Source organism: Kitasatospora cathayae (genome assembly GCF_027627435.1).
GTDB lineage: Bacteria > Actinomycetota > Actinomycetes > Streptomycetales > Streptomycetaceae > Kitasatospora > Kitasatospora cathayae.
The window spans coordinates 5,877,829-5,895,522 of the sequence record NZ_CP115450.1; the positions used below are offsets into that span (position 1 = coordinate 5,877,829).

The window sequence follows — 17,694 nt, forward strand, 5'->3', positions numbered from 1 at the left end:
CGACCGTCGGACGGACACGGGCTTGTGGATGGATGGGGCGAAACGCGCCTAGGGGAGCGTAACGACTGCCGCGGCGTAGACGAGACCCGCCCCGAACCCGATGATCAACGCGAGGTCGCCGCTGTGGGCCTCGCCGGACTCCAGCATGCGTTCCATCGCCAGCGGGATGGAGGCGGCGGAGGTGTTGCCGGTCTCGGCGATGTCACGGGCGACCGGCACCGACGCCGGCAGCTTGAGCGCCTTGATCATGGCGTCGGTGATCCGCATGTTGGCCTGGTGCGGGATGAAGGCGCCGAGCTGGTCGGCGGTGATCCCGGCGGCGTCCAGCGCCTGCTGGGCCACCTTGGCCATCTCCCAGACCGCCCAGCGGAAGACCGGCTGACCGTCCATCCGCAGGGCCGGCCACTTCTGCTCCTCGCCCGGGCCGTTGATGGCGTCGGGCTTGGCGAAGGCGGTGTCCCAGGCCTGGGTCTGGCTGATGACGTCGGCCTGCGAGCCGTCCGAGCCCCAGATCAGCTTGCCGATGCCCGGCGTGTCGGACGGGCCGACGATCGCGGCGCCGGCGCCGTCGCCGAAGATGAAGGCGGTCGAACGGTCCGACTTGTCGGTCAGGTCGCTGAGCCGCTCGACACCGATCACCAGCACGTAGTCGGCGTTGCCGCCGCGGATCATGCCGTCGGCCAGGCCCAGGCCGTAGCCGAAGCCGGCGCAGGCGGCCGAGATGTCGAAGGCCGGGGCGGTGCCGCAGCCGAGCCGCTGGGCGATCTCGGTGGCGATGGCCGGGGTCTGCTTGAGGTGCGAGACGGTCGAGACGATCACGCCGCCGATCTGCTCGGGGGCGATGCCGGCCTGCGCGATGGCCTTGCCGGCGGCCTGCACCGACATCTCGGCGACGCTCTCCTCCGGGCCCGCCCAGCGGCGCTCGGCGATCCCGCTGCGGGTGCGGATCCACTCGTCCGAGGAGTCGATCCACTCCAGGACCTCGGAGTTGGGGATGACCCGGACCGGGCGGTAGCCGCCGACCCCGTGGATGCGGGAGTACTGCGCGCCGGTGGCGGGACGGATCTGCGGCTTGGTCATGCCTGGTCCTCCTGGTCCTGACCGCCGTGCTCCGCGACGAGCTCGCGGGCCTTGTCCAGGTCGGCGGGGGTCTTCAGGGCGAGCGTGGCGACACCCTTGAGGTTGCGCTTGAGCAGCGCGGTCAGCGTGCCCGCGGGGGACAGTTCGATCACGGCGGTCGCGCCCAGCCGGCCGAGGGTCTCCATGCAGAGGTCCCAGCGGACCGGGTTGGAGACCTGCGACACCAGACGCGCCAGCACCTCGGCGCCGGAGTCGACGACTGCGCCGTCCTTGTTGGAGACGTAACGGACCTGCGGGTCGGCCACGGTCAGGCTCGGGGCCAGCGCGGCCAGCCGCTCCACGCCGGGGGCCATGTGCTCGGTGTGGAAGGCGCCGGCCACCTTGAGCGCGACCAGCTTGGCGCCGGCCGGCGGGTCCGCCTTCAGCGCCTCCAGCCGGGCCAGCGTGCCGGCCGCGACGATCTGGCCGCCGCCGTTGTTGTTGGCGGCGGTCAGGCCGTGCTGGGACAGCTTCGCCGCGACGACCTCCGGGTCGCCGCCGAGCACGGCGGTCATGCCGGTCTCGGTGACGGCGGCGGCCTCGGCCATGGCGCGGCCGCGCTCGCGGACGAAGGTCAGCGCGTCGTGGGCGCTGAGCACCCCGGCGCCGGCCGCGGCGGTGATCTCACCGACGCTGTGGCCGGCGACGGCGCCGACCAGCTTGCGGGCGTCCGCCTCGTCCGGGAACAGCTCACGGGCGGTCACCAGACCGGCCGCGACCAGCAGCGGCTGGGCGACGGCGGTGTCCTTGATCTCCTCGGCGGACGCCTCGGTGCCGGCGTGAACCAGGTCGAGCCCGGCGACCTCCGACCAGCCGCGCAGGCGGTCGGCGACACCGTCGAGCTCCAGCCAGGAGCTGAGGAAACCGGGGGACTGGGCACCCTGTCCAGGGGCGACGATTACGAGCACGGTTCAACCCTCTCTCGCCAGGCGCCCAGGGGCGGGTAGGCGACGGTAACGAAGAAAACCATCCGGGATTGTATGGTCCCTACACCCCGGCTCGGCCGGGTTCTCCGGCGGCGGTCAGCCGGCCGAGGGCCAGTGCGATCCGCAGAGTGAACGCCGAACGTACGTCGGAGGGGGCGTACCCCGTGACGTCGGTCACACGTCGTAGCCGGTAGCGCACCGTATTGGGGTGCACGAAGAGCATCCGGGCCGCGCCCTCCAGGGAGGAGGCCTGCTCCAGGTAGACGCTCAGCGTCTCCAGCAGGGCGGAGCCGGCCTCGTCCAGCGGTGTGTAGATCTCCTCCACCAACTGGTGGCGGGCGGCGGGGTCGCCGGCCAGCGCCCGCTCGGGCAGCAGGTCGTCGGCGAGCACCGGGCGCGGGGCGTCCGGCCAGGCGGCGCAGGCCCGCAGACCGGCCGCGGCGGCGTGCGCGGAGCGGGTCGCCGAGAGCAGGTCGGGCACGGTCGGGCCGATCACCACCGGGCCCGGCGCGAACTGGCCGATCAGCGCCCGGGCGGCGTGCACCGGCTCCTTGTCACCGCCGACCACGACCACCAGGCGCTTGCCCAGCACCCCGGTCAGCACGTTCAGCTTGGCGTACCGGGCGGCCCGGCGGATCGCCTCGACCACCAGCTCGCTGTCACCGTCCGGGGCGCTGCCCATCACCACCCGGACCTGGCTGGGTTGCCCCCAGCCGAGCGCGGCGGCGCGGGACAGCACACCCTCGTCGGCGTCGCCGGACAGCAGGGAGTTGACCACCAGCGCCTCGAGCCGGGCGTCCCAGGCGCCGCGCGCCTCGGCCGCCTGGGCGTACACCTGGGCGGTGGCGAAGGCGATCTCCCGGGCGTAGACCAGGACGGACTCGCGCATGTCCGCCTCGTCGCCGGGGGCGGCCACCTCCTCGATGGCCTCCTCCATCACCTCGATCGTGGTGCGGATCAGCTCGACGGTCTGGCGCAGCGTGATCGCCCTGGTCAGCTCGCGCGGGGCGGTGCCGAAGACGTCGGTGGAGATCGCCCGGGCGGCCTCGGGGTGGCGGTACCACTCGGTGAAGGCGGCGATGCCGGCCTGGGCGACCAGACCGATCCAGGAGCGGTGCTCCGGCGGCATCCGCCGGTACCAGCCGAGCTGGTCGTCCATCCGCGCGATCGCGGCGGTGGCCAGCTTGCCCGAGGACTTCTCCAAGCGCTTGAGGGTCGCCGCCCGGCGCTCGGCCCGCTCGGCGGCGTTTCTGCGCTCCTGCGCCGTCAGGCGGGGCGCGGGGCGGCCGGGGCGGTCGCGGCCGGGCCGGGGAGCGGGGCTCTTCCCGGTGGGTTCGGTTGCGGGACTGGGTTCGCTCTTGGAGTTCGCGGAAGCGGCTGGCACAAGAACAAGACTGCCTCACGCGAGTGACTGCTCGTGCACAACCCCCGGTCCAGCGGCCCGGTGGTCCCGGTCACGACCGAGAGCCGAGGAGCGTCGGCACCGGGTCCGGAGCGTCCGGAGCGCCCGGAGCGAGCCGACCGGAGGGGCTACGGTGAGGAGCGTGACCGACGCTCCTGAACGCCCCCGCGCCGACCTGCGCCGCACCGCCGAGCGCTACCGCTCCACCCCCGCCGAGGGCATCGAGACCCGACACGCGTTCTCCTTCTCCGGCCACTACGACCCGAAGAACACCCACTTCGGCGCGCTGCTCGCGTGCAACGAGGAACTCCTCGCCCCCGGCGCCGGGTTCGAGGAGCACAGGCACCGGGACACCGAGATCCTCACCTGGGTGCTGGAGGGCGCGCTGGCCCACCGGGACTCGCACGGCCACAGCGGGGTGGTGCGCCCGGGCATGATCCAGCACCTCAGCGCGGGCTCCGGGGTCACCCACACCGAGCGCAACCTCGGCGGCGCCACCGGGCCGGTGCGCTTCGTCCAGATGTGGCTGCAGCCGGACGAGTTCGACGCCGCCCCCGGGTACGGGCTGCGCAAGGTGGAACCGGCGGACGGCGGATTGACGCTGCTGGCCTCCGGGCTGGAGCGGGACGCCGGGACGGACGCCCTGCGGCTGCGCCGGAGCGACGCCGCGCTCTGGCTGGCCACCGCCGGCCCGTGGCAGCCGCTGCCGCAACTGCCCCCGGCGCCCTGGCGGTACGCGCACCTGACGGCCGGCTCGCTGGGCTACCGGACGGTCCCCGGGCCCAAGGGCGGCGGCCGCTCGATGGTGCCGGGGGACAGCGTGCGGATCACCGGGGAGGCCTTCGCCGACCCGACCGCGGGCGAGACCGGCGCCGAACTCCTGCTCTGGGAGATGCACTCGCCGGTCTCGTACGGCTAGTGGGTCGCTACTTCTCCAGTTCGGCCAGGACGGCGTCGGACAGCGGCGGCCAGGCGTCGACCGACCAGGGGCCGAAGTCCCGGTCGGTGAGCGCGACGCAGGCCACGCCGGCCTGCGGGTCGACCCAGAGGAAGGTGCCGGACTGGCCGAAGTGGCCGAAGGTCTCGGGGGAGTTGGTGGCGCCGGTCCAGTGCGGGCTCTTGCCGTCGCGGATCTCGAAACCGAGGCCCCAGTCGTTCGGGCGGCGGTGGCCGTAGCCGGGCAGCACGCCGCTGGTGCCCGGGAAGGCGACCTCGCGGGTGGCCCGGCGGACGGTGGACGGGTCCAGCAGCTTGGGGGACTGGAGCTCGGCGGCGAACCGGGTGAGGTCGGCCACCGTGGACAGGCCGCCGGCGCCGGCCGGGGACTTGCTCGCGGTGTTGATCAGGGTGTCGTGCATCCCCAGCGGCTCGAACACGGCCTCGGCGGCGTACTGGTGGAACGCGATCCCGGCGGCCTCGGAGAGGGTGCGCGCGAGCACGTCGAAGCCGGCGTTGGAGTAGAGCCGCCGCTTGCCGGGCTCGGCGAACACCCGGTCCTCGTCGAAGCCGAGGCCGGAGGTGTGGGCCAGCAGGTGGCGGACGGTCGAGCCGGGCGGGCCGGCCGGGTCGTCCAGCTCGAACACGCCCTCCTCCAGGGCGACCAGCGCCGCGTAGGAGGTGAGCAGCTTGGTCACCGAGGCCAGCGGGAAGAGGTGCTGCTGCGGCCCGTGCGCGCCCAGCACCGCGCCGTCCGATCCCCGGACCACCGCCGCGGCGGCGTGGGGCACGGGCCAGTTCTCGATCATCCGCAAGCTCTCCATGTGGTCGACTCTAACCGGGGCCGTGATCCGGGTGGCGAGAGCACCTGGCGGGGTGGCTTGCTTGGAGTGCACTCCAACTCGGTAGCGTCGTCGTCACAGGACAGGGGGAAGCGATCATGGCCACACCCGTGCGTGCCCAGGCCGATCTGCGCAGCTGTGCCGAGGTGTTCAACCGCCCGGTCGGCGAGCCGGACCGGACCCCGCGGCACACCATCAGCGAGGTCGCCGCGGCGAGCGGGCTGACCGCCCACACGCTGCGCTGGTACGAGCGGATCGGCCTGCTCGACCCGGTCGACCGCGCGGTCGGCGGCCAGCGCCGCTACTGCGACGGCGACCTGCACCGGCTGGCCTTCCTGGGCCGGCTGCGGCTGACCGGGATGTCGGTGGCGGACATGCTCAAGTACGTCGACATGGCCCGCCGCGGCGAACAGACCTACGAGGAGCGCCGCCGGCTGCTGGAGGCGCAGCGCGAGGAGGTCCGGCAGAAGATCGCCGACCTCCGGTCCACCCTGGCCGTCCTCGACCACAAGATCGATCTCTACGCCGGGAAGATCACCGACGCCACCGGTGCCCCGGTCCAATGCCAGTACTACCGAGCAGAGGAAGAGCAGAGCGCATGACTCACCCCCTCCTTCCCACCGTTCCCCTCGGCACCGACGGCCCGCTGGTGGGCGTCCAGGGCCTCGGCTGCATGGGCATGAGCGAGTTCTACGGCCCGACCGACTCCGACGAGGCGCTCGCCACGCTGGACGCCGCGCTGGAGGCCGGCGTCACGCTGTTCGACACCGCGGACATGTACGGCTCCGGCCGCAACGAGGAGTTCATCGGCCCCTTCGTCCGCGCCAACCGCGACAAGGTGGTGCTCGCCACCAAGTTCGCCATCGAGCGCGACGCGGACGACCCGACCAAGCGCGCCATCCGCAACGACCCGGCGTACATCCGCTCCGCCGTGGAGGGCTCGCTGCGCCGCCTCGGCGTGGACACCATCGACCTGTACTACATGCACCGCCGCGACCCGGCCGTGCCGCTGGCCGAATCGGTCGGTGCCATGGCCGAGTTGGTCAAGGCGGGCAAGGTGCGCCACCTGGGCCTGTCCGAGGTGACCGGGGCCGAGCTGCGCGAGGCGCACGCCGTCCACCCGATCGCGGCCGTGCAGTCCGAGTGGTCGGTGTTCGCCCGCGACGTCGAGCGCTCGGCGGTGCCGGCCGCGGCCGAGCTCGGCGTCGCCTTCGTGCCGTACTCGCCGCTCGGACGCGGTTTCCTGACCGGTGCGTTCCAGGACGCCGCGGCGCTCGCGACGGACGACTTCCGGCGCACCCACCCGCGCTACACCGGTGAGAACGCCGTCGCCAACGGCGAACTGCTCGACCCGCTGCGGGAGATCGCCGCGGCCCACGACGCGACGCTCGCCCAGGTCGCGCTGGCCTGGGTGCACCAGCGGGCCGAGGTGCACGGGCTGACCGTCGTGCCGATCCCGGGCACCCGCAAGCGCAGCCGGCTGGCCGAGAACACCGGCGCGGCGGCCCTGCGGCTGAGCGCGGAGGAGCTGGCGCTGCTGGAGCCGCTGGCGGACCGGGTGGCGGGGGACCGCTACGCGGACATGCGCAACACCTCGGTCGGACGGGAGTAGTGCCCCCGGGGGCCCGGGGAGTCGGCGACTTCCCGGGCCCCGCTTCGGAGTCGGGGGCTGCTGCGGCCCCGGAGCCCGGGCCCCTCAGGCCTTGCGGCCCATCCAGGCGGCCAGCCGGGCGTGGACGTCGGCGTCCTCGGCGGCCGGCAGCACCGCGCCGAACGGGACGCCGTCGACCCGGCTCTCCGGCGGCAGGACCAGCTCGGCGACGGCCAGCGCCGTGTGCGCCAGTTCGTCGTCCAGTGCGAAGCCGCCGTCCAGGGCGACGGCGATGTCCCAGGAGTGGACCACCGCCTCCATCACGTAGCCGCCGACCGCCATCGCACCGGGCACCTCGCCCCAGGGGGCGAAGGTCGGGCGGCCCAGCTTGGCGTCGTCCGCCCAGGCGGCGGTGGCGCGGGCGGCGGCCCGGGCGAGCGCGGCCGGCCAGCCGTCGTCCGAGGGGTCCTCGATGCCGGGCAGGATGTCCGCGGCCCGACCGCCCTCGCCGATGAACGCGAACCGGTGGATGCCGCCGACCACGTGGTTCAGCAGCTGACGCAGCGTGTACTCGTCGCAGGGCGTGGGCCGGTCGAGGTCGGCGGGGTTGACGGCGGCGAACAGCCGCTCCAGCTGGGCGAGGGCGGTCCGGTACTGCGGGCGGGCGTCCTGGACGGTGCTCATGGGTGTTCAGCTCCCTTGTGCGGTGCGGTGGTTCGTGGTGCCCTTCGGGCCCCGGAACGCAATCTCCCAGTAGAACCTGACAACCACCGTCAGGATTGTTGGGATCCTGGTGTCATGAAGGCCGACCGCCTGCTCTCGATCCTGCTGCTGCTCCAGACCCGCGGCCGGGTGCCCGCCACCGAACTGGCCGAACGGCTGGAGGTGTCCGTCCGCACCATCTACCGGGACGTGGAGTCGCTCTCCGCCGCCGGCGTGCCGGTGTTCACCGAGCGCGGCCGGCACGGCGGCATCAACCTGCTGCCCGGCTACCGCACCGACGTCACCGGGCTGACCGCGGACGAGGCCCGGGCGCTGTTCGTGCTCTCCGCCCAGGGCGCGCACAGCGACCTCGGGCTGGACGGTGCGCTCGGCTCGGCGCTGCGCAAGGTGATGGCCGCGCTGCCCGCCCCGCACCGCCCGGCGGCCGAGCGGGTCAGCGAGCGCATCCTGGTCGACCCGGCCCGCTGGATGCAGAGCCCCCAGCCGGGCACCGGCAGCGGGCCGGACCTGGGCGAGCTGCAGTACGCCGTGTTCGCCGACCGGCGGCTGCGGCTGCGCTACCGGCACAGCGGCGCGCCCGCGCCGGTGGAGTACACCGTCGACCCGTACGGCCTGGTGAACAAGGCGGCGGTCTGGTACCTGGTGGCCGACCTGCACGGCGAGCCGCGGCTGTTCCGGGCCGACCGGGTGCTGACCGCCGGGACCACCGAGGAGACGGTGCGCCGCCGGGCCGGGGTGACGCTCGGCGAGGTGTGGGCGGCGCTGCGGGAGCAGGTGGAGCGGGTGCCGAAGGACGTGCCGGTCCGGGTGCGGGTCCGGCGCGGGCGGCTGGACATGTTCCTGCGCATCCACGGCGGCCGGGTCACGGCGCCGCCGCCGGAGGCGGGTGCCGGGCCGCCCGAGGAGTGGGTCGAGCTGGCGATGGCCTTCCCGTCCGCGGCGGCCGCCCGCTCGATGCTGGCCTTCGGCGCGGACGTCGAGGTGCTGGCCCCGCCTGCCGCCCGGCGCGAACTGGCCCGGGCGGCGGCGGAGGCCCTACGGCTCTACCAGGATCAGGTTCAGGCGTTGGGCTGAGCCCGGACCACGTCGCCGTAGTCCCCGAGGGAGATCGCCGCGAAGTTGTGCAGGCTGTCGGTGCCGTCGGTGAAGTAGCCGTTGTGGCCGGAGGCCCGGGCGGAGGAGATCTGCTCGGCACCGAAGCCGCCGCCGGTCGGGTCGGCGCCGTGGCCGAGCTTGCCGACCTCCAGGAACGGGACGTTGCCGATCCAGTCGCTGGGGTTGCGGGTGGCCCACACGTGCACGCCGCCGCCGAGCTCGCCGGCGGACTGGACGCCCATGCCGGGGCTGCCGAACACCATCATGTCGGTGATGCCCGAGGTGTCGGACGGCGAGGCGGCCGCGCGCGGGATGTGCGGGGCGGCGGTGCCGCAGACCACCGAGCCGTAGGAGTGGCAGAGCAGCGCCGGGGGCGCGTCCGGCCGGGTGGTCTCCTTGAGACCGGCGAGCAGGCGCTGCAGCCGGGGCGCGGCGACGTCGGCGAGCCGGGAGGTGGCCGCGTCCGGGCCGAGGCCGGAGGGGGTGACGTACCCGGTCCAGGCGATCACGGCGGTGCGGGTACCGGGGGCCTGGCGCTGCTCCTCGGCGTACAGGGCGCGGGCCATGCCGGCCGCGCCGCGCAGCGGCTCGGCGGCCTGGTCGAAGTGGCCGAGGTCGGCGTCCGAGCCGGGGACGACCACGGAGACCCGCTCGGCGTCGGCGAGGTCGCCCCAGACCTCGGTGACCAGGCCGCGGCCGCGCGGGTCGAAGGCGAGGATCTGCCGGCCGGGGGAGAGCAGGTGGTCGACGTCGTTGGCGCGGGAGACGGCCAGCGCCCGGGTGTCGGAGTCCAGCTTCTGATCGGCCGCGCGGGCCCGGGCGGCGTCGCGCTCGTCGGCCAGGGCGATCCGGTTGGCGCGGTAGCGCAGGTCCAGCGGGGCGCCGTCGTAGTTGCCGACGACCAGCGGGTAGTCCTTGACCAGCCGGTCCAGCTCGGTGGGGGCGAGCGAGGCGAAGAAGGTGGCGGCGTCGGCCGGGCTGGTGGTGGCCGGGTCGGGCAGGGAGCGGCCGAAGGAGTGGTCCTGCACCCAGGCGGCGCTGCCGGCCGGGGGCGTGGAGATCGCCAGCTGCTCGGAGGAGACCGCGGCGGCGGCCGCCGAGGCACCGGCGTCGGCGAGCACGGCACAACCCGCGAACGCCCCGATCAGTACCCGCTTCCAGCGTCGACGGTTGCGCACCGCACCAACTCCCTTGGGGCCCGTCACCGTTTCTCGGGCGGTGCCCGGAGGGTGCGATTGGACTGCTGACTTCCTTGCGCAAGCGTAGAGGTCACAGGACGGTGACGGACCCGCCTAAACTGTGGGATGGATCACATGAACCGGGAGTGTCTTCCCGGCGTCCTTGTGTGGCACCCCGGACAGTGCTAAGCGGAGTGGTCGGCGTCGAATGCGCCGACCAGCCGCTTGGGCGCGGTCCGCCGCCAGGCCTCGGTGACCAGGTCCTGCAGTTCCTCCGGGTCGACCAGGTCCAGCCGGACGCTCACCCAGCCGTGTCGCCCGACGTACCGGGCGAAGGAGAACACCTCGGGCTCGGCGGCGATCAGCTCGGCCTGGTCCTCGTGGGAGGCCTTGACGGTGACGCTGTCGCCCTCGGGCGCGCCCATCGCGAAGACCTTGCCGCGGACCCGCAGCGTCTCGATGCCCCAGGTCGGCTCCTGGGCGGCCTCCGGCAGGGTCAGGGCCATCGCGCGGAACTCGTCGAACGTCACCATGGGCGCAGGTTAGAACAGGGGGCCGACAGCGCGCCCCCGGTGCGCGTGGCGGCGCACCGGGGGCGCGGAGCCGGGCCGACCGAGTGGGTGGAGGTGGTCGGCGTCAGCAGGACGGCCGGCCCGGCGGTCGCGCCCCTCTCGTGCCGTGGTCGACGGCGCGCGTCACACCACCCCCAGCGCGTACGCGGCGAAGAGCGCCGCCGCGCCGCCGGCCAGCGCCTTGCCGGCCCGGGAGAAACCCGTCCAGGGCCCGTCGAAGCGCCGGGTGAACCACCCGATCGCCACCAGGGCGGCCCCGAACAGCGGAAGCAGGGCCAGCCGGGCGGCCACCCAGCCGAGCGAGTCCGGCGCGGTGGTCAGTCCGGGTACGGCGCCGAGGCCGGCCGCGCCGGGCACCGCCACCGCGAGCATCGCGCTCTGGTGCCAGCAGAAGATCGTCATCGCCGACAGGTTGACCACCACCACCGGCAGCCACAGCAGCGGACGGCGGCTCAGCAGCCGGCCCAGCCGCTCCCGCAGCAGCACCGCGGCGCCGCACTGCACCGCCGCCAGGGCGAGCACCAGCAGGGACGGCGGGTGCGAGTTGGTCCGCTCGACGCCCGGCACGCCCACCATGCTGGCCGGGTAGTGGAACACGACCAGCAGCGTGGCGAACAGCGCTCCGCCGCCGAGCAGCAGCCCCCGGGCCGCCGGGCGGCCGAGCCGGCCCTGCGCCCACAGCACGCCCAGCTGGTAGCCGAACATCCAGCCCGGCAGCAGGTTCAGCAGCCCGATCCAGGACGGCACTGCAGTGGCCCACGGCCCGTACCGCAGCAGGTCGACCACCGCGACCGAGGCCACCAGCAGGCCCGCCGACCGGAGGCCGAGCCGCCGCCCGAAGGCGGCGCAGAGCGGGGTGAGCGCGGTCAGCGCCAGGTACACCCCGATGTACCAGAGCGGCTGCACCACCAGCGTCGCGCCGGTGCGCAGGGTGTCCGCGGGCACCCCGAGCCGGGGCAGCAGCGGGATCAGCAGCGCCCACACCGCCGTCACCCCGAGCACCGGCCGCAGCAGCCGGACGGTCCGGGCGCGCAGCCAACTCCCGTACGTCAGGCCCTTCTCCCGGGCCCGTTCCAGTGAGCGGACCGAGGAGTGGCCGCCGACCAGGAAGAACACCCCGAGCATCTGGAGCACCCAGCTGGCCGGGGCGAAGGAGCCGAGCGAGGAGAGCGGGCTGGCGTTGTGCAGGGCGCCGTCGGGCGAGCGGGTGAGGCCGCCGAGCATCCAGTGGCCGATCGGGACGGAGAGCAGGGCGAGGGCGCGCAGCCCGTCCAGGGCGCGGTCGCGGGTGGCGGGGGTCTTCGCGTCGGCCTGCTCGGCGGCGCGGCGCAGGGTGGTGAGCGGGTGGGCCATGGCGGTGCTCCTTCCAGTGCGGGGCTCGGAGGGGCCTCAGAGGCGCCCGAGGGCGATGGCGGCGTAGTCGGCGAGCGAGGCGGTGCCGGGGGCGAAGTAGCCGGTGTGGCCGTGGGATCCGGTGGCGGGCAGCGGGCGGGCGCCGAAGTCGGGGTCGGTCGGGTCGGAGCCGTGGCCGAGGCCGAACAGCCGGACGCCGGGCACGTTGCCGATCCAGTCGGAGTCGTTGCGGGTGGTGGCCCAGAGCGGGACGCCCGGGTCGAGGTCGGCGGCCGAGTCGACGCCCATGCCGGGCGAGCCGAGCACCACCAGGGCGGAGGCGAGGGCCGGGGTGGGGCGGGCCAGGCCGCAGACCACCGAGCCGTAGCTGTGGCAGAACACCGTGGGCGGGGCCTGCGGGCGGGTGCTGACGGCGAGTCCGTCGAGCAGTCGGGTGAGGCGGGTGGCGCCGGCCCGGGCGAGGTCCTCGGTGGCGGCGTCGATGCCGAGGCCGACCGGGGTGGTGTAGCCGGCCCAGGCGATCACGGCGGTCCGTCCGTCGGTGGCCTGTCGCAGGGCGCGGGCCATGCCGGCGGGGGTGCCGTACGGGTCGGTGGCGCGGTCGAAGGTCTGCAGGTCGATGTCCGAGCCGGGGACGATCACGGCGGTGCGGGTGGCGGTGGCCAGGTCTCCGAACACCTCGGCGACCTGGCCGCGGCCGCGCGGGTCGAAGGCGAGGATCTGCCGGCCGTCGTCCAGCAGGGTGCGGTAGCGCTCGGCGCGGGTGCGGGCGGCCTGCTGGTCCAGCGGGGTGCGGGCCGGGTCGGTGGCCCGGGCGAGTTCCCGGGCGCGTTCGGCGGTGAGGGCCAGGGTGTTGGCGCGGTAGCGCAGGGGGACCGGGGCGCCGTCCAGGTTGCCGACCACCAAGGGGTGCCGGGTGGCCAGGGCGTCCTGCTGGGCGGGCGTCAGCCCGGCGAAGAAGGCGGCGACCTGGGCGGGCGTGCTGGTGGCCGGGTCGGGCGGGTGGAGGCCGAGCGCGGTGTCGGCGGTCCAGTCGGCGCTGCCGGGCGGCGGACCGGTGAGGGCGGTCTGGGTGTCGGCGGCCCAGCCGCCCGCGCCGAGCACGGCGGCCAGTGCCACCGCGGTGGCGGCGATCGCCCGCCTGGTCCGGAACCTGCGCATGTCCGTGCCCTCCCTTGCCCGTTGGGCCGGCGACCGGGGTCGGTTGCCGACGGGGAGGAAGGTAGGAACGCCACGGCCCCGCGGACGTCACACCGCGGGGCCAAGTCGGGGGTACTACTCCGGTAGCACCTGCTACTGACCCGGGGTCACCAGGCCGGACTCGTAGGCCAGCACCACCGCCTGGGCGCGGTCGCGCAGGTCGAGCTTGCCGAGGATGCGCCCGATGTGGGTCTTGACGGTCTGTTCGGCGAGCACCAGTCGGCCGGCGATCTCCTGGTTGGACAGGCCGCGGGCGATCAGCTCCAGCACCTCGGTCTCGCGCGGGGTCAGGCCGTTGAGCCGCAGCTTGGGGTCGCGGCGCTTGGCGGGCCGGTTGCGGGCGAAGTCCTCGATCAGCCGCCGGGTGACGGAGGGGGCGAGCAGCGCCTCGCCGGCCGCGACCACCCGGACCGCGGCGATCAGGTCGGCCGGCGGGGCGTCCTTGAGCAGGAAGCCGCTGGCCCCGGCGCGCAGCGCCTCGTACACGTAGTCGTCCACGTCGAAGGTGGTCAGCATCAGCACCTTGGGCCGGTGCGCTCCCGGGACGTCGGGGTCGAGCAGCTTCCGGGCGGCCTCCAGGCCGTCCATGACGGGCATCCGGACGTCCATCAGCACCACGTCCGGGTGGGTGCGACCGGTGACCTCCAGGGCCTGGGCGCCGTCCGCCGCGTCCCCCACCACGTCGATGTCGCTCTGGGCGTTGAGCAGGGCGGCGAAGCCGGCCCGCACCATGGCCTGGTCGTCGACGATGATCACGCGGATGGTCATGCGGGTTTCTCCCCCGGGGTGTCTGGTCGGTCGGGCGGGTCGAGCGGCAGGACGGCGGCCACCTTGAAGCCGCCGTCCGGCAGCGGACCGGTGTCCAGCCTGCCATCGACCAGCCGGACGCGTTCGCGCATTCCGACCAGACCGTGTCCGGTGCCTTCGGCCGAGGCCTCCAGCGACTCGGTGCGCTGCGCCGGGGCCGCGTTGACCACGGTGAGCCGCAGCTCCGGGCCGTCCGCCGACAGCGACACCCAGGTCCGCGCGCCGGGGGCGTGCCGGACCACGTTGGCCAGCGCCTCCTGGACGATCCGGTAGGCGGAGAGGCCGACGGCCTGCGGCACCCGCTCGGCCAGTCCCTCGTCCACGGTCAGCTCGGCGGGCACCCCGGCCCGCCCCACCGTCTCGACCAGCTGGGCGAGTTGGCCGACCCCCGGCTGCGGGGCCTTCTCCCCGGAGGACTCCTCGCTGCGCAGCACGCCGAGCAGCCGGCGCATCTCGGCCAGCGACTCGCGCGCGGTGCCGGCGATCGCGGTGAACTCCTCGGCGGCGTCGGCCGGGACGCCCTCGACCCGGTACGGCGCGCTGGCGGCCTGCACCGCGATCACCGACATGTGGTGGGCCACCACGTCGTGCAACTCCCGGGCGATCCGGGCGCGTTCCTCCAGCAGGGTGCGGCGCTCGCGTTCCACCTCGCTGATCTGCTCCTGCTCGGTGAGCAGCCGGCGGGCGACCGCGCGGTCCCGGACGGCCCAGCCGAGCAGCAGGACGGCGCCGCTGAGCGCGATCAGCAGCACGGTGGTGCCGTCGCCGGCCCGGGGCAGGCCGAGGGTGGTGGTGAGCACGGTGAGCAGGAGGGTGGCGACCCAGACCGCGATCACGGTGGCCCGGCGCTCGCGCAGTCCGAGGGCGAGCAGCAGGAAGAGGTACGAGAGGATCATCGGCGCCGTCCACGGCCAACTGCCCGTCACCTGGTGGTGGTGGGCGGTGATGGTGGCGGTGGTGACCAGGGTGGTGGCGCTGATCCACCAGGCGGCGAGCGGCCGGGTGATGGCGAGGAACAGCGGGGTGGTCTGGGCGACGGTGAGCGCGGCGGCGACCGGCAGCACCAGGCCGTAGAAGTCGACCAGGTTGGCGATCCCGGTGGGGATCAGCGAGGCCTGCAGGATGATCGCGACGACGTACGGGAGTCGGCGCACCCAGGGCCGGCGGGAGTTGCCGAGCAGCGGGGTCCCGTCCTCGCTCGGGGCGGTCAGGTGCTGCCACAGGGTGCGCAGTTGGCGGACGGTGAACCTGCGGGCGTCGGCGATCGTGAGCGTTTTCATCGCGGGCCAGCCTAGGAGGGCGGGCCCGCTCCGGGCGTCGGACTGGAGCGCGAGATTCCGGGTGATACCCGGGTACGGGGTGATACCCGGGTATGACGCGCGGGTGCTACGGGTGCCGTGGGCGCTGCGGTGCCGTGGGCGCTCAGGGTCGCCAGTGGCCGGCCAGGGCGGGGCCGAGCTGGTCGAAGTGGCGCTCGATCACCGCGACCATGCCCTCGGGCCCGGCCGGTTCCTGTTCGGCGGTCCAGGACAGGTGGGCGGCGCGCAGCAGGCTGCCGAAGACGGCGGCGAGCACGACCGGGCGCAGGTCCTGGGCCGGGTCCAGCCCCTCCCGCTCGGCGAGCACCTGGACCACCAGCCGCTCCTGCTCGGTGACCCGGCGCAGGTGGGCGGCGAGCAGTGCGGGCGTCTCCTCGATGATCCGCAGCAGTTCGAGGGCGCTGCTGATCGAGCCGGGGCCGGAGGTCCGGTCGTTCCCGAGGTCGCGCCAGGACTTGACGATCGAGGCGCGCAGGGCCTGGAGCGGGGTCTCCTCGGCGGGGCGGTGGCGCAGGCAGTGGATGAAGTAGTCCTCGGCGTCGGCCATCACGGCGAGGGCGACCTCGTCCTTGTTGGCGAAGTAGCGGAAGAAGGTGCGCTGGGAGACGTCGACGGCGGAGGCGATCTCGTCGACGGTGGTCCGGGCGAAGCCCTGGCTGAGGAAGAGCGTGTGGGCGGCCTGCACCAGGGCGTCCCGGGTCTGCTGCTTCTTGCGCTCGCGCAGGCCGGGTGCCCGGTCGAGGTCCTCCGGGGTGCCGGCGGGGTGGGGGGTGCGAGCGGCCATGGCGGGGGCCTTCCGGGGGCGCTGGTGCTGGGGTGGGAGCTCAACCTTAGCTGCCTGACAAATGTCAGTGCAGGTCAGAAGTCATTGTTTGCCGAATGTCAGCGGCTGACATAATCTGCCGGAGTGGCGCTCGTCGGCCGGGCACTCGTGGGGACGGGTGGGTCGTCGCAGCGCCACCGTCGTGTCCCGGTCTCTGCACGCCCACGGAGGGCCCAGATGAGTCAGTCCGTCGTCAAGAACTCCGAGGCGGACGCACCGCCGCCACCGAATCGGCCGTCCGGGGGGCTCAAGGGGCACCCCTGGCTGACCCTGCTGACCGTCGCGGTCGGCGTCATGATGGTCGCCCTGGACGGCACCATCGTCGCCATCGCCAACCCGGTGATCCAGGAGAAGCTGGGGGCCGCGCCCTCCGAGATCCAGTGGGTCACCAGCGGCTACCTGCTGGCGCTCGCGGTCTTCCTGATCACCGCCGGCAAGATCGGCGACCGCTTCGGCCACAAGAGCACCTTCCTGGTCGGCGCGGTCGGCTTCGCCGCCACCTCGGCCGCGATCGGCTTCGCCGGCAACATCCAGACCGTGATCGCCTTCCGCGTGCTGCAGGGCCTGTTCGGCGCACTGCTCCAGCCGGCCGCGCTCGGCCTGCTGCGCGGGGCCTTCCCGGCCGAACGGCTCAACATGGCGATCGGCATCTGGGGCGGGGTGATCGGCGCCTCCACCGCGGCCGGCCCGATCGTCGGCGGTCTGCTGGTCGAGCACGTCGGCTGGGAGTCGGTGTTCTTCATCAACGTCCCGGTCGGCCTGATCGCGCTCGCCCTCGGCCTGTGGATCCTCCGGGACGTGCGGGCCGAGAACGCCGCCAGGTCCTTCGACCTGCCGGGCATCGGGCTGCTCTCGGTCGGGATGTTCGCCCTGGTCTTCGGCATCATCAAGGCCCCCGAGTGGGGCTGGGGCAACGGGCGGACGCTGCTCTTCCTGGGCGGCGCGGTGGTGCTGATGGTGCTCTTCGCGCTCTGGCAGGGCCGGGCGAAGGAGCCGCTGATCCCGCTCAGCCTGTTCCGTTCGGTGCCGCTGTCGGCGGGCGTGCTGCTGATGGTGCTGATGGCCTTCGCGTTCTTCGGCGCGATCTTCTTCGTGACCTTCTACCTGCAGAACGTGCACGGGATGAAGCCGGTCGACGCCGGCGTCCACCTGCTGCCGATGACCGGCATGATGATCGTCGGCTCGCCGCTGGCCGGCCTGGCGATCGGCAAGCTCGGCCCGCGGATCCCGATCACGGCCGGGATGCTGCTCACCACCGGCGCGATGTTCGGCATGTCCACCCTGGGCACCGGCTCCGGCACCGGCGTGATGTCGCTCTGGTTCGTCCTGATGGGCCTCGGCATCAGCCCGGTCATCGTCGGCGCCACCGAGGTCATCGTCGGCAACGCCCCCTTGGAGCTGTCCGGCGTGGCCGGTGGCCTCCAGCAGGCCGCCATGCAGGTCGGCGGCAGCCTCGGCACCGCCGTGCTGGGCGCCCTGATGGCCGCCAAGGTCGGCGACGTGCTGCCCGGCAACTGGGCGAAGGCCGGCCTGCCGCCGGTCGCCGACCCGCAGCAGGCCGAACTCCTCAAGCAGGGCGCCCAGCTGGGCATCGCCCCGCCCGCCCAGCCCGGCATGCCTCAGCAGGCGGTGGACGCGATGGCCGGCGCCGTGCACCAGTCCTTCGTCAGCGGCATGTCGCTGGCCTTCGTGGTGGCCGCCGCGGTGGCCTTCGCCGCCGCCCTGCTCGCCCTGCTCACCCGTCGCGGCAGCACCGACGCGGGCCCGGCCGTGCACATCTGATCAGCGCCTGATCGACCGGAAACGGA

The 17,694-nt window shown here is 74.0% G+C and carries 17 protein-coding genes; 5 read left to right on the forward strand and 12 right to left on the reverse strand.

Annotated features, from left to right (window positions below; all coding sequences use genetic code 11):
* Nucleotides 1–48: 48 nt before the first annotated feature.
* The 3 genes from O1G21_RS26285 to O1G21_RS26295 all read right to left on the reverse strand — a co-directional run bounded on the left by O1G21_RS26285 (nt 49) and on the right by O1G21_RS26295 (nt 3,315).
* Complete coding sequence (locus O1G21_RS26285) at nt 49–1,080, reverse strand: beta-ketoacyl-ACP synthase III (protein ID WP_270147093.1); 1,032 nt, start codon at nt 1,078–1,080, stop codon at nt 49–51.
* Nucleotides 1,077–2,027 (reverse strand): ACP S-malonyltransferase, encoded by a 951-nt coding sequence (locus tag O1G21_RS26290; protein ID WP_270147094.1) that lies wholly within the window; start codon nt 2,025–2,027, stop codon nt 1,077–1,079. The genes O1G21_RS26285 and O1G21_RS26290 overlap by 4 nt, the downstream gene beginning before the upstream one ends.
* A gap of 79 nt (nt 2,028–2,106) precedes the next feature.
* Entirely contained in the window at nt 2,107–3,315 is a 1,209-nt protein-coding gene (locus O1G21_RS26295) for a PucR family transcriptional regulator (protein WP_270151281.1), read from the reverse strand.
* A 274-nt stretch (nt 3,316–3,589) separates the two neighbouring features.
* On the opposite strand from O1G21_RS26295, the gene O1G21_RS26300 reads away from it, so the two are divergent.
* Entirely contained in the window at nt 3,590–4,366 is a 777-nt protein-coding gene (locus O1G21_RS26300; protein WP_270147095.1) for a pirin family protein, read from the forward strand.
* 7 nt (nt 4,367–4,373) lie between these two features.
* On the opposite strand, the gene O1G21_RS26305 is transcribed toward O1G21_RS26300, so the two are convergent.
* Entirely contained in the window at nt 4,374–5,207 is an 834-nt protein-coding gene (locus O1G21_RS26305) for a serine hydrolase domain-containing protein (protein ID WP_270147096.1), read from the reverse strand.
* A 116-nt stretch (nt 5,208–5,323) separates the two neighbouring features.
* Here O1G21_RS26305 and O1G21_RS26310 point away from each other — a divergent pair, with 116 nt between their 5' ends.
* Both O1G21_RS26310 and O1G21_RS26315 read left to right on the forward strand, forming a co-directional pair.
* Nucleotides 5,324–5,827: a MerR family transcriptional regulator gene (locus O1G21_RS26310; protein WP_270147097.1), complete on the forward strand. Its 504-nt coding sequence runs from the start codon at nt 5,324–5,326 to the stop codon at nt 5,825–5,827.
* On the forward strand, nt 5,824–6,837 hold the full coding sequence (locus O1G21_RS26315) for an aldo/keto reductase (protein WP_270147098.1): 1,014 nt from the start codon (nt 5,824–5,826) through the stop codon (nt 6,835–6,837). Before O1G21_RS26310 ends, O1G21_RS26315 begins: the two co-directional genes overlap by 4 nt.
* A gap of 84 nt (nt 6,838–6,921) precedes the next feature.
* Here O1G21_RS26315 and O1G21_RS26320 read toward each other — a convergent pair whose 3' ends face one another.
* Nucleotides 6,922–7,500: a TIGR03086 family metal-binding protein gene (locus tag O1G21_RS26320; protein WP_270147099.1), complete on the reverse strand. Its 579-nt coding sequence runs from the start codon at nt 7,498–7,500 to the stop codon at nt 6,922–6,924.
* A 114-nt stretch (nt 7,501–7,614) separates the two neighbouring features.
* Between O1G21_RS26320 and O1G21_RS26325 the strand changes: the two genes are divergently transcribed.
* Nucleotides 7,615–8,613, forward strand: coding sequence for a helix-turn-helix transcriptional regulator (locus O1G21_RS26325; protein ID WP_270147100.1), 999 nt, complete (start codon nt 7,615–7,617; stop codon nt 8,611–8,613).
* Here the strand turns inward: O1G21_RS26325 and O1G21_RS26330 are convergent.
* The 7 genes from O1G21_RS26330 to O1G21_RS26360 form a co-directional block, all read right to left on the reverse strand.
* A complete protein-coding gene (locus O1G21_RS26330) occupies nt 8,598–9,812 on the reverse strand; it encodes an alpha/beta hydrolase (protein WP_270147101.1) in 1,215 nt (404 codons plus the stop codon). The two genes, O1G21_RS26325 and O1G21_RS26330, sit on opposite strands and share 16 nt — an antisense overlap.
* 185 nt (nt 9,813–9,997) lie before the next feature.
* On the reverse strand, nt 9,998–10,345 hold the full coding sequence (locus O1G21_RS26335) for an MmcQ/YjbR family DNA-binding protein (protein ID WP_270147102.1): 348 nt from the start codon (nt 10,343–10,345) through the stop codon (nt 9,998–10,000).
* Between the two features lie 162 nt (nt 10,346–10,507).
* The gene (locus O1G21_RS26340) at nt 10,508–11,737 is read right to left on the reverse strand and encodes an acyltransferase family protein (protein ID WP_270147103.1); all 1,230 of its coding nucleotides are present in this window, start codon (nt 11,735–11,737) and stop codon (nt 10,508–10,510) included.
* 36 nt (nt 11,738–11,773) lie between these two features.
* On the reverse strand, nt 11,774–12,898 hold the full coding sequence (locus O1G21_RS26345; protein ID WP_270147104.1) for an alpha/beta hydrolase: 1,125 nt from the start codon (nt 12,896–12,898) through the stop codon (nt 11,774–11,776).
* 132 nt (nt 12,899–13,030) lie between these two features.
* Complete coding sequence (locus tag O1G21_RS26350; RefSeq protein WP_270147105.1) at nt 13,031–13,705, reverse strand: response regulator; 675 nt, start codon at nt 13,703–13,705, stop codon at nt 13,031–13,033.
* On the reverse strand, nt 13,702–15,024 hold the full coding sequence (locus tag O1G21_RS26355) for a sensor histidine kinase (protein WP_270147106.1): 1,323 nt from the start codon (nt 15,022–15,024) through the stop codon (nt 13,702–13,704). The genes O1G21_RS26350 and O1G21_RS26355 overlap by 4 nt, the downstream gene beginning before the upstream one ends.
* A gap of 142 nt (nt 15,025–15,166) precedes the next feature.
* Nucleotides 15,167–15,847 carry a TetR/AcrR family transcriptional regulator gene (locus tag O1G21_RS26360; RefSeq protein WP_270147107.1) on the reverse strand — a complete coding sequence of 227 codons (681 nt, stop codon included), beginning with the start codon at nt 15,845–15,847 and terminating at the stop codon, nt 15,167–15,169.
* Nucleotides 15,848–16,063: 216 nt separating this feature from the next.
* Between O1G21_RS26360 and O1G21_RS26365 the strand changes: the two genes are divergently transcribed.
* Nucleotides 16,064–17,668, forward strand: coding sequence for an MFS transporter (locus O1G21_RS26365; RefSeq protein WP_270147108.1), 1,605 nt, complete (start codon nt 16,064–16,066; stop codon nt 17,666–17,668).
* The last annotated feature ends 26 nt before the right edge of the window (nt 17,669–17,694 follow it).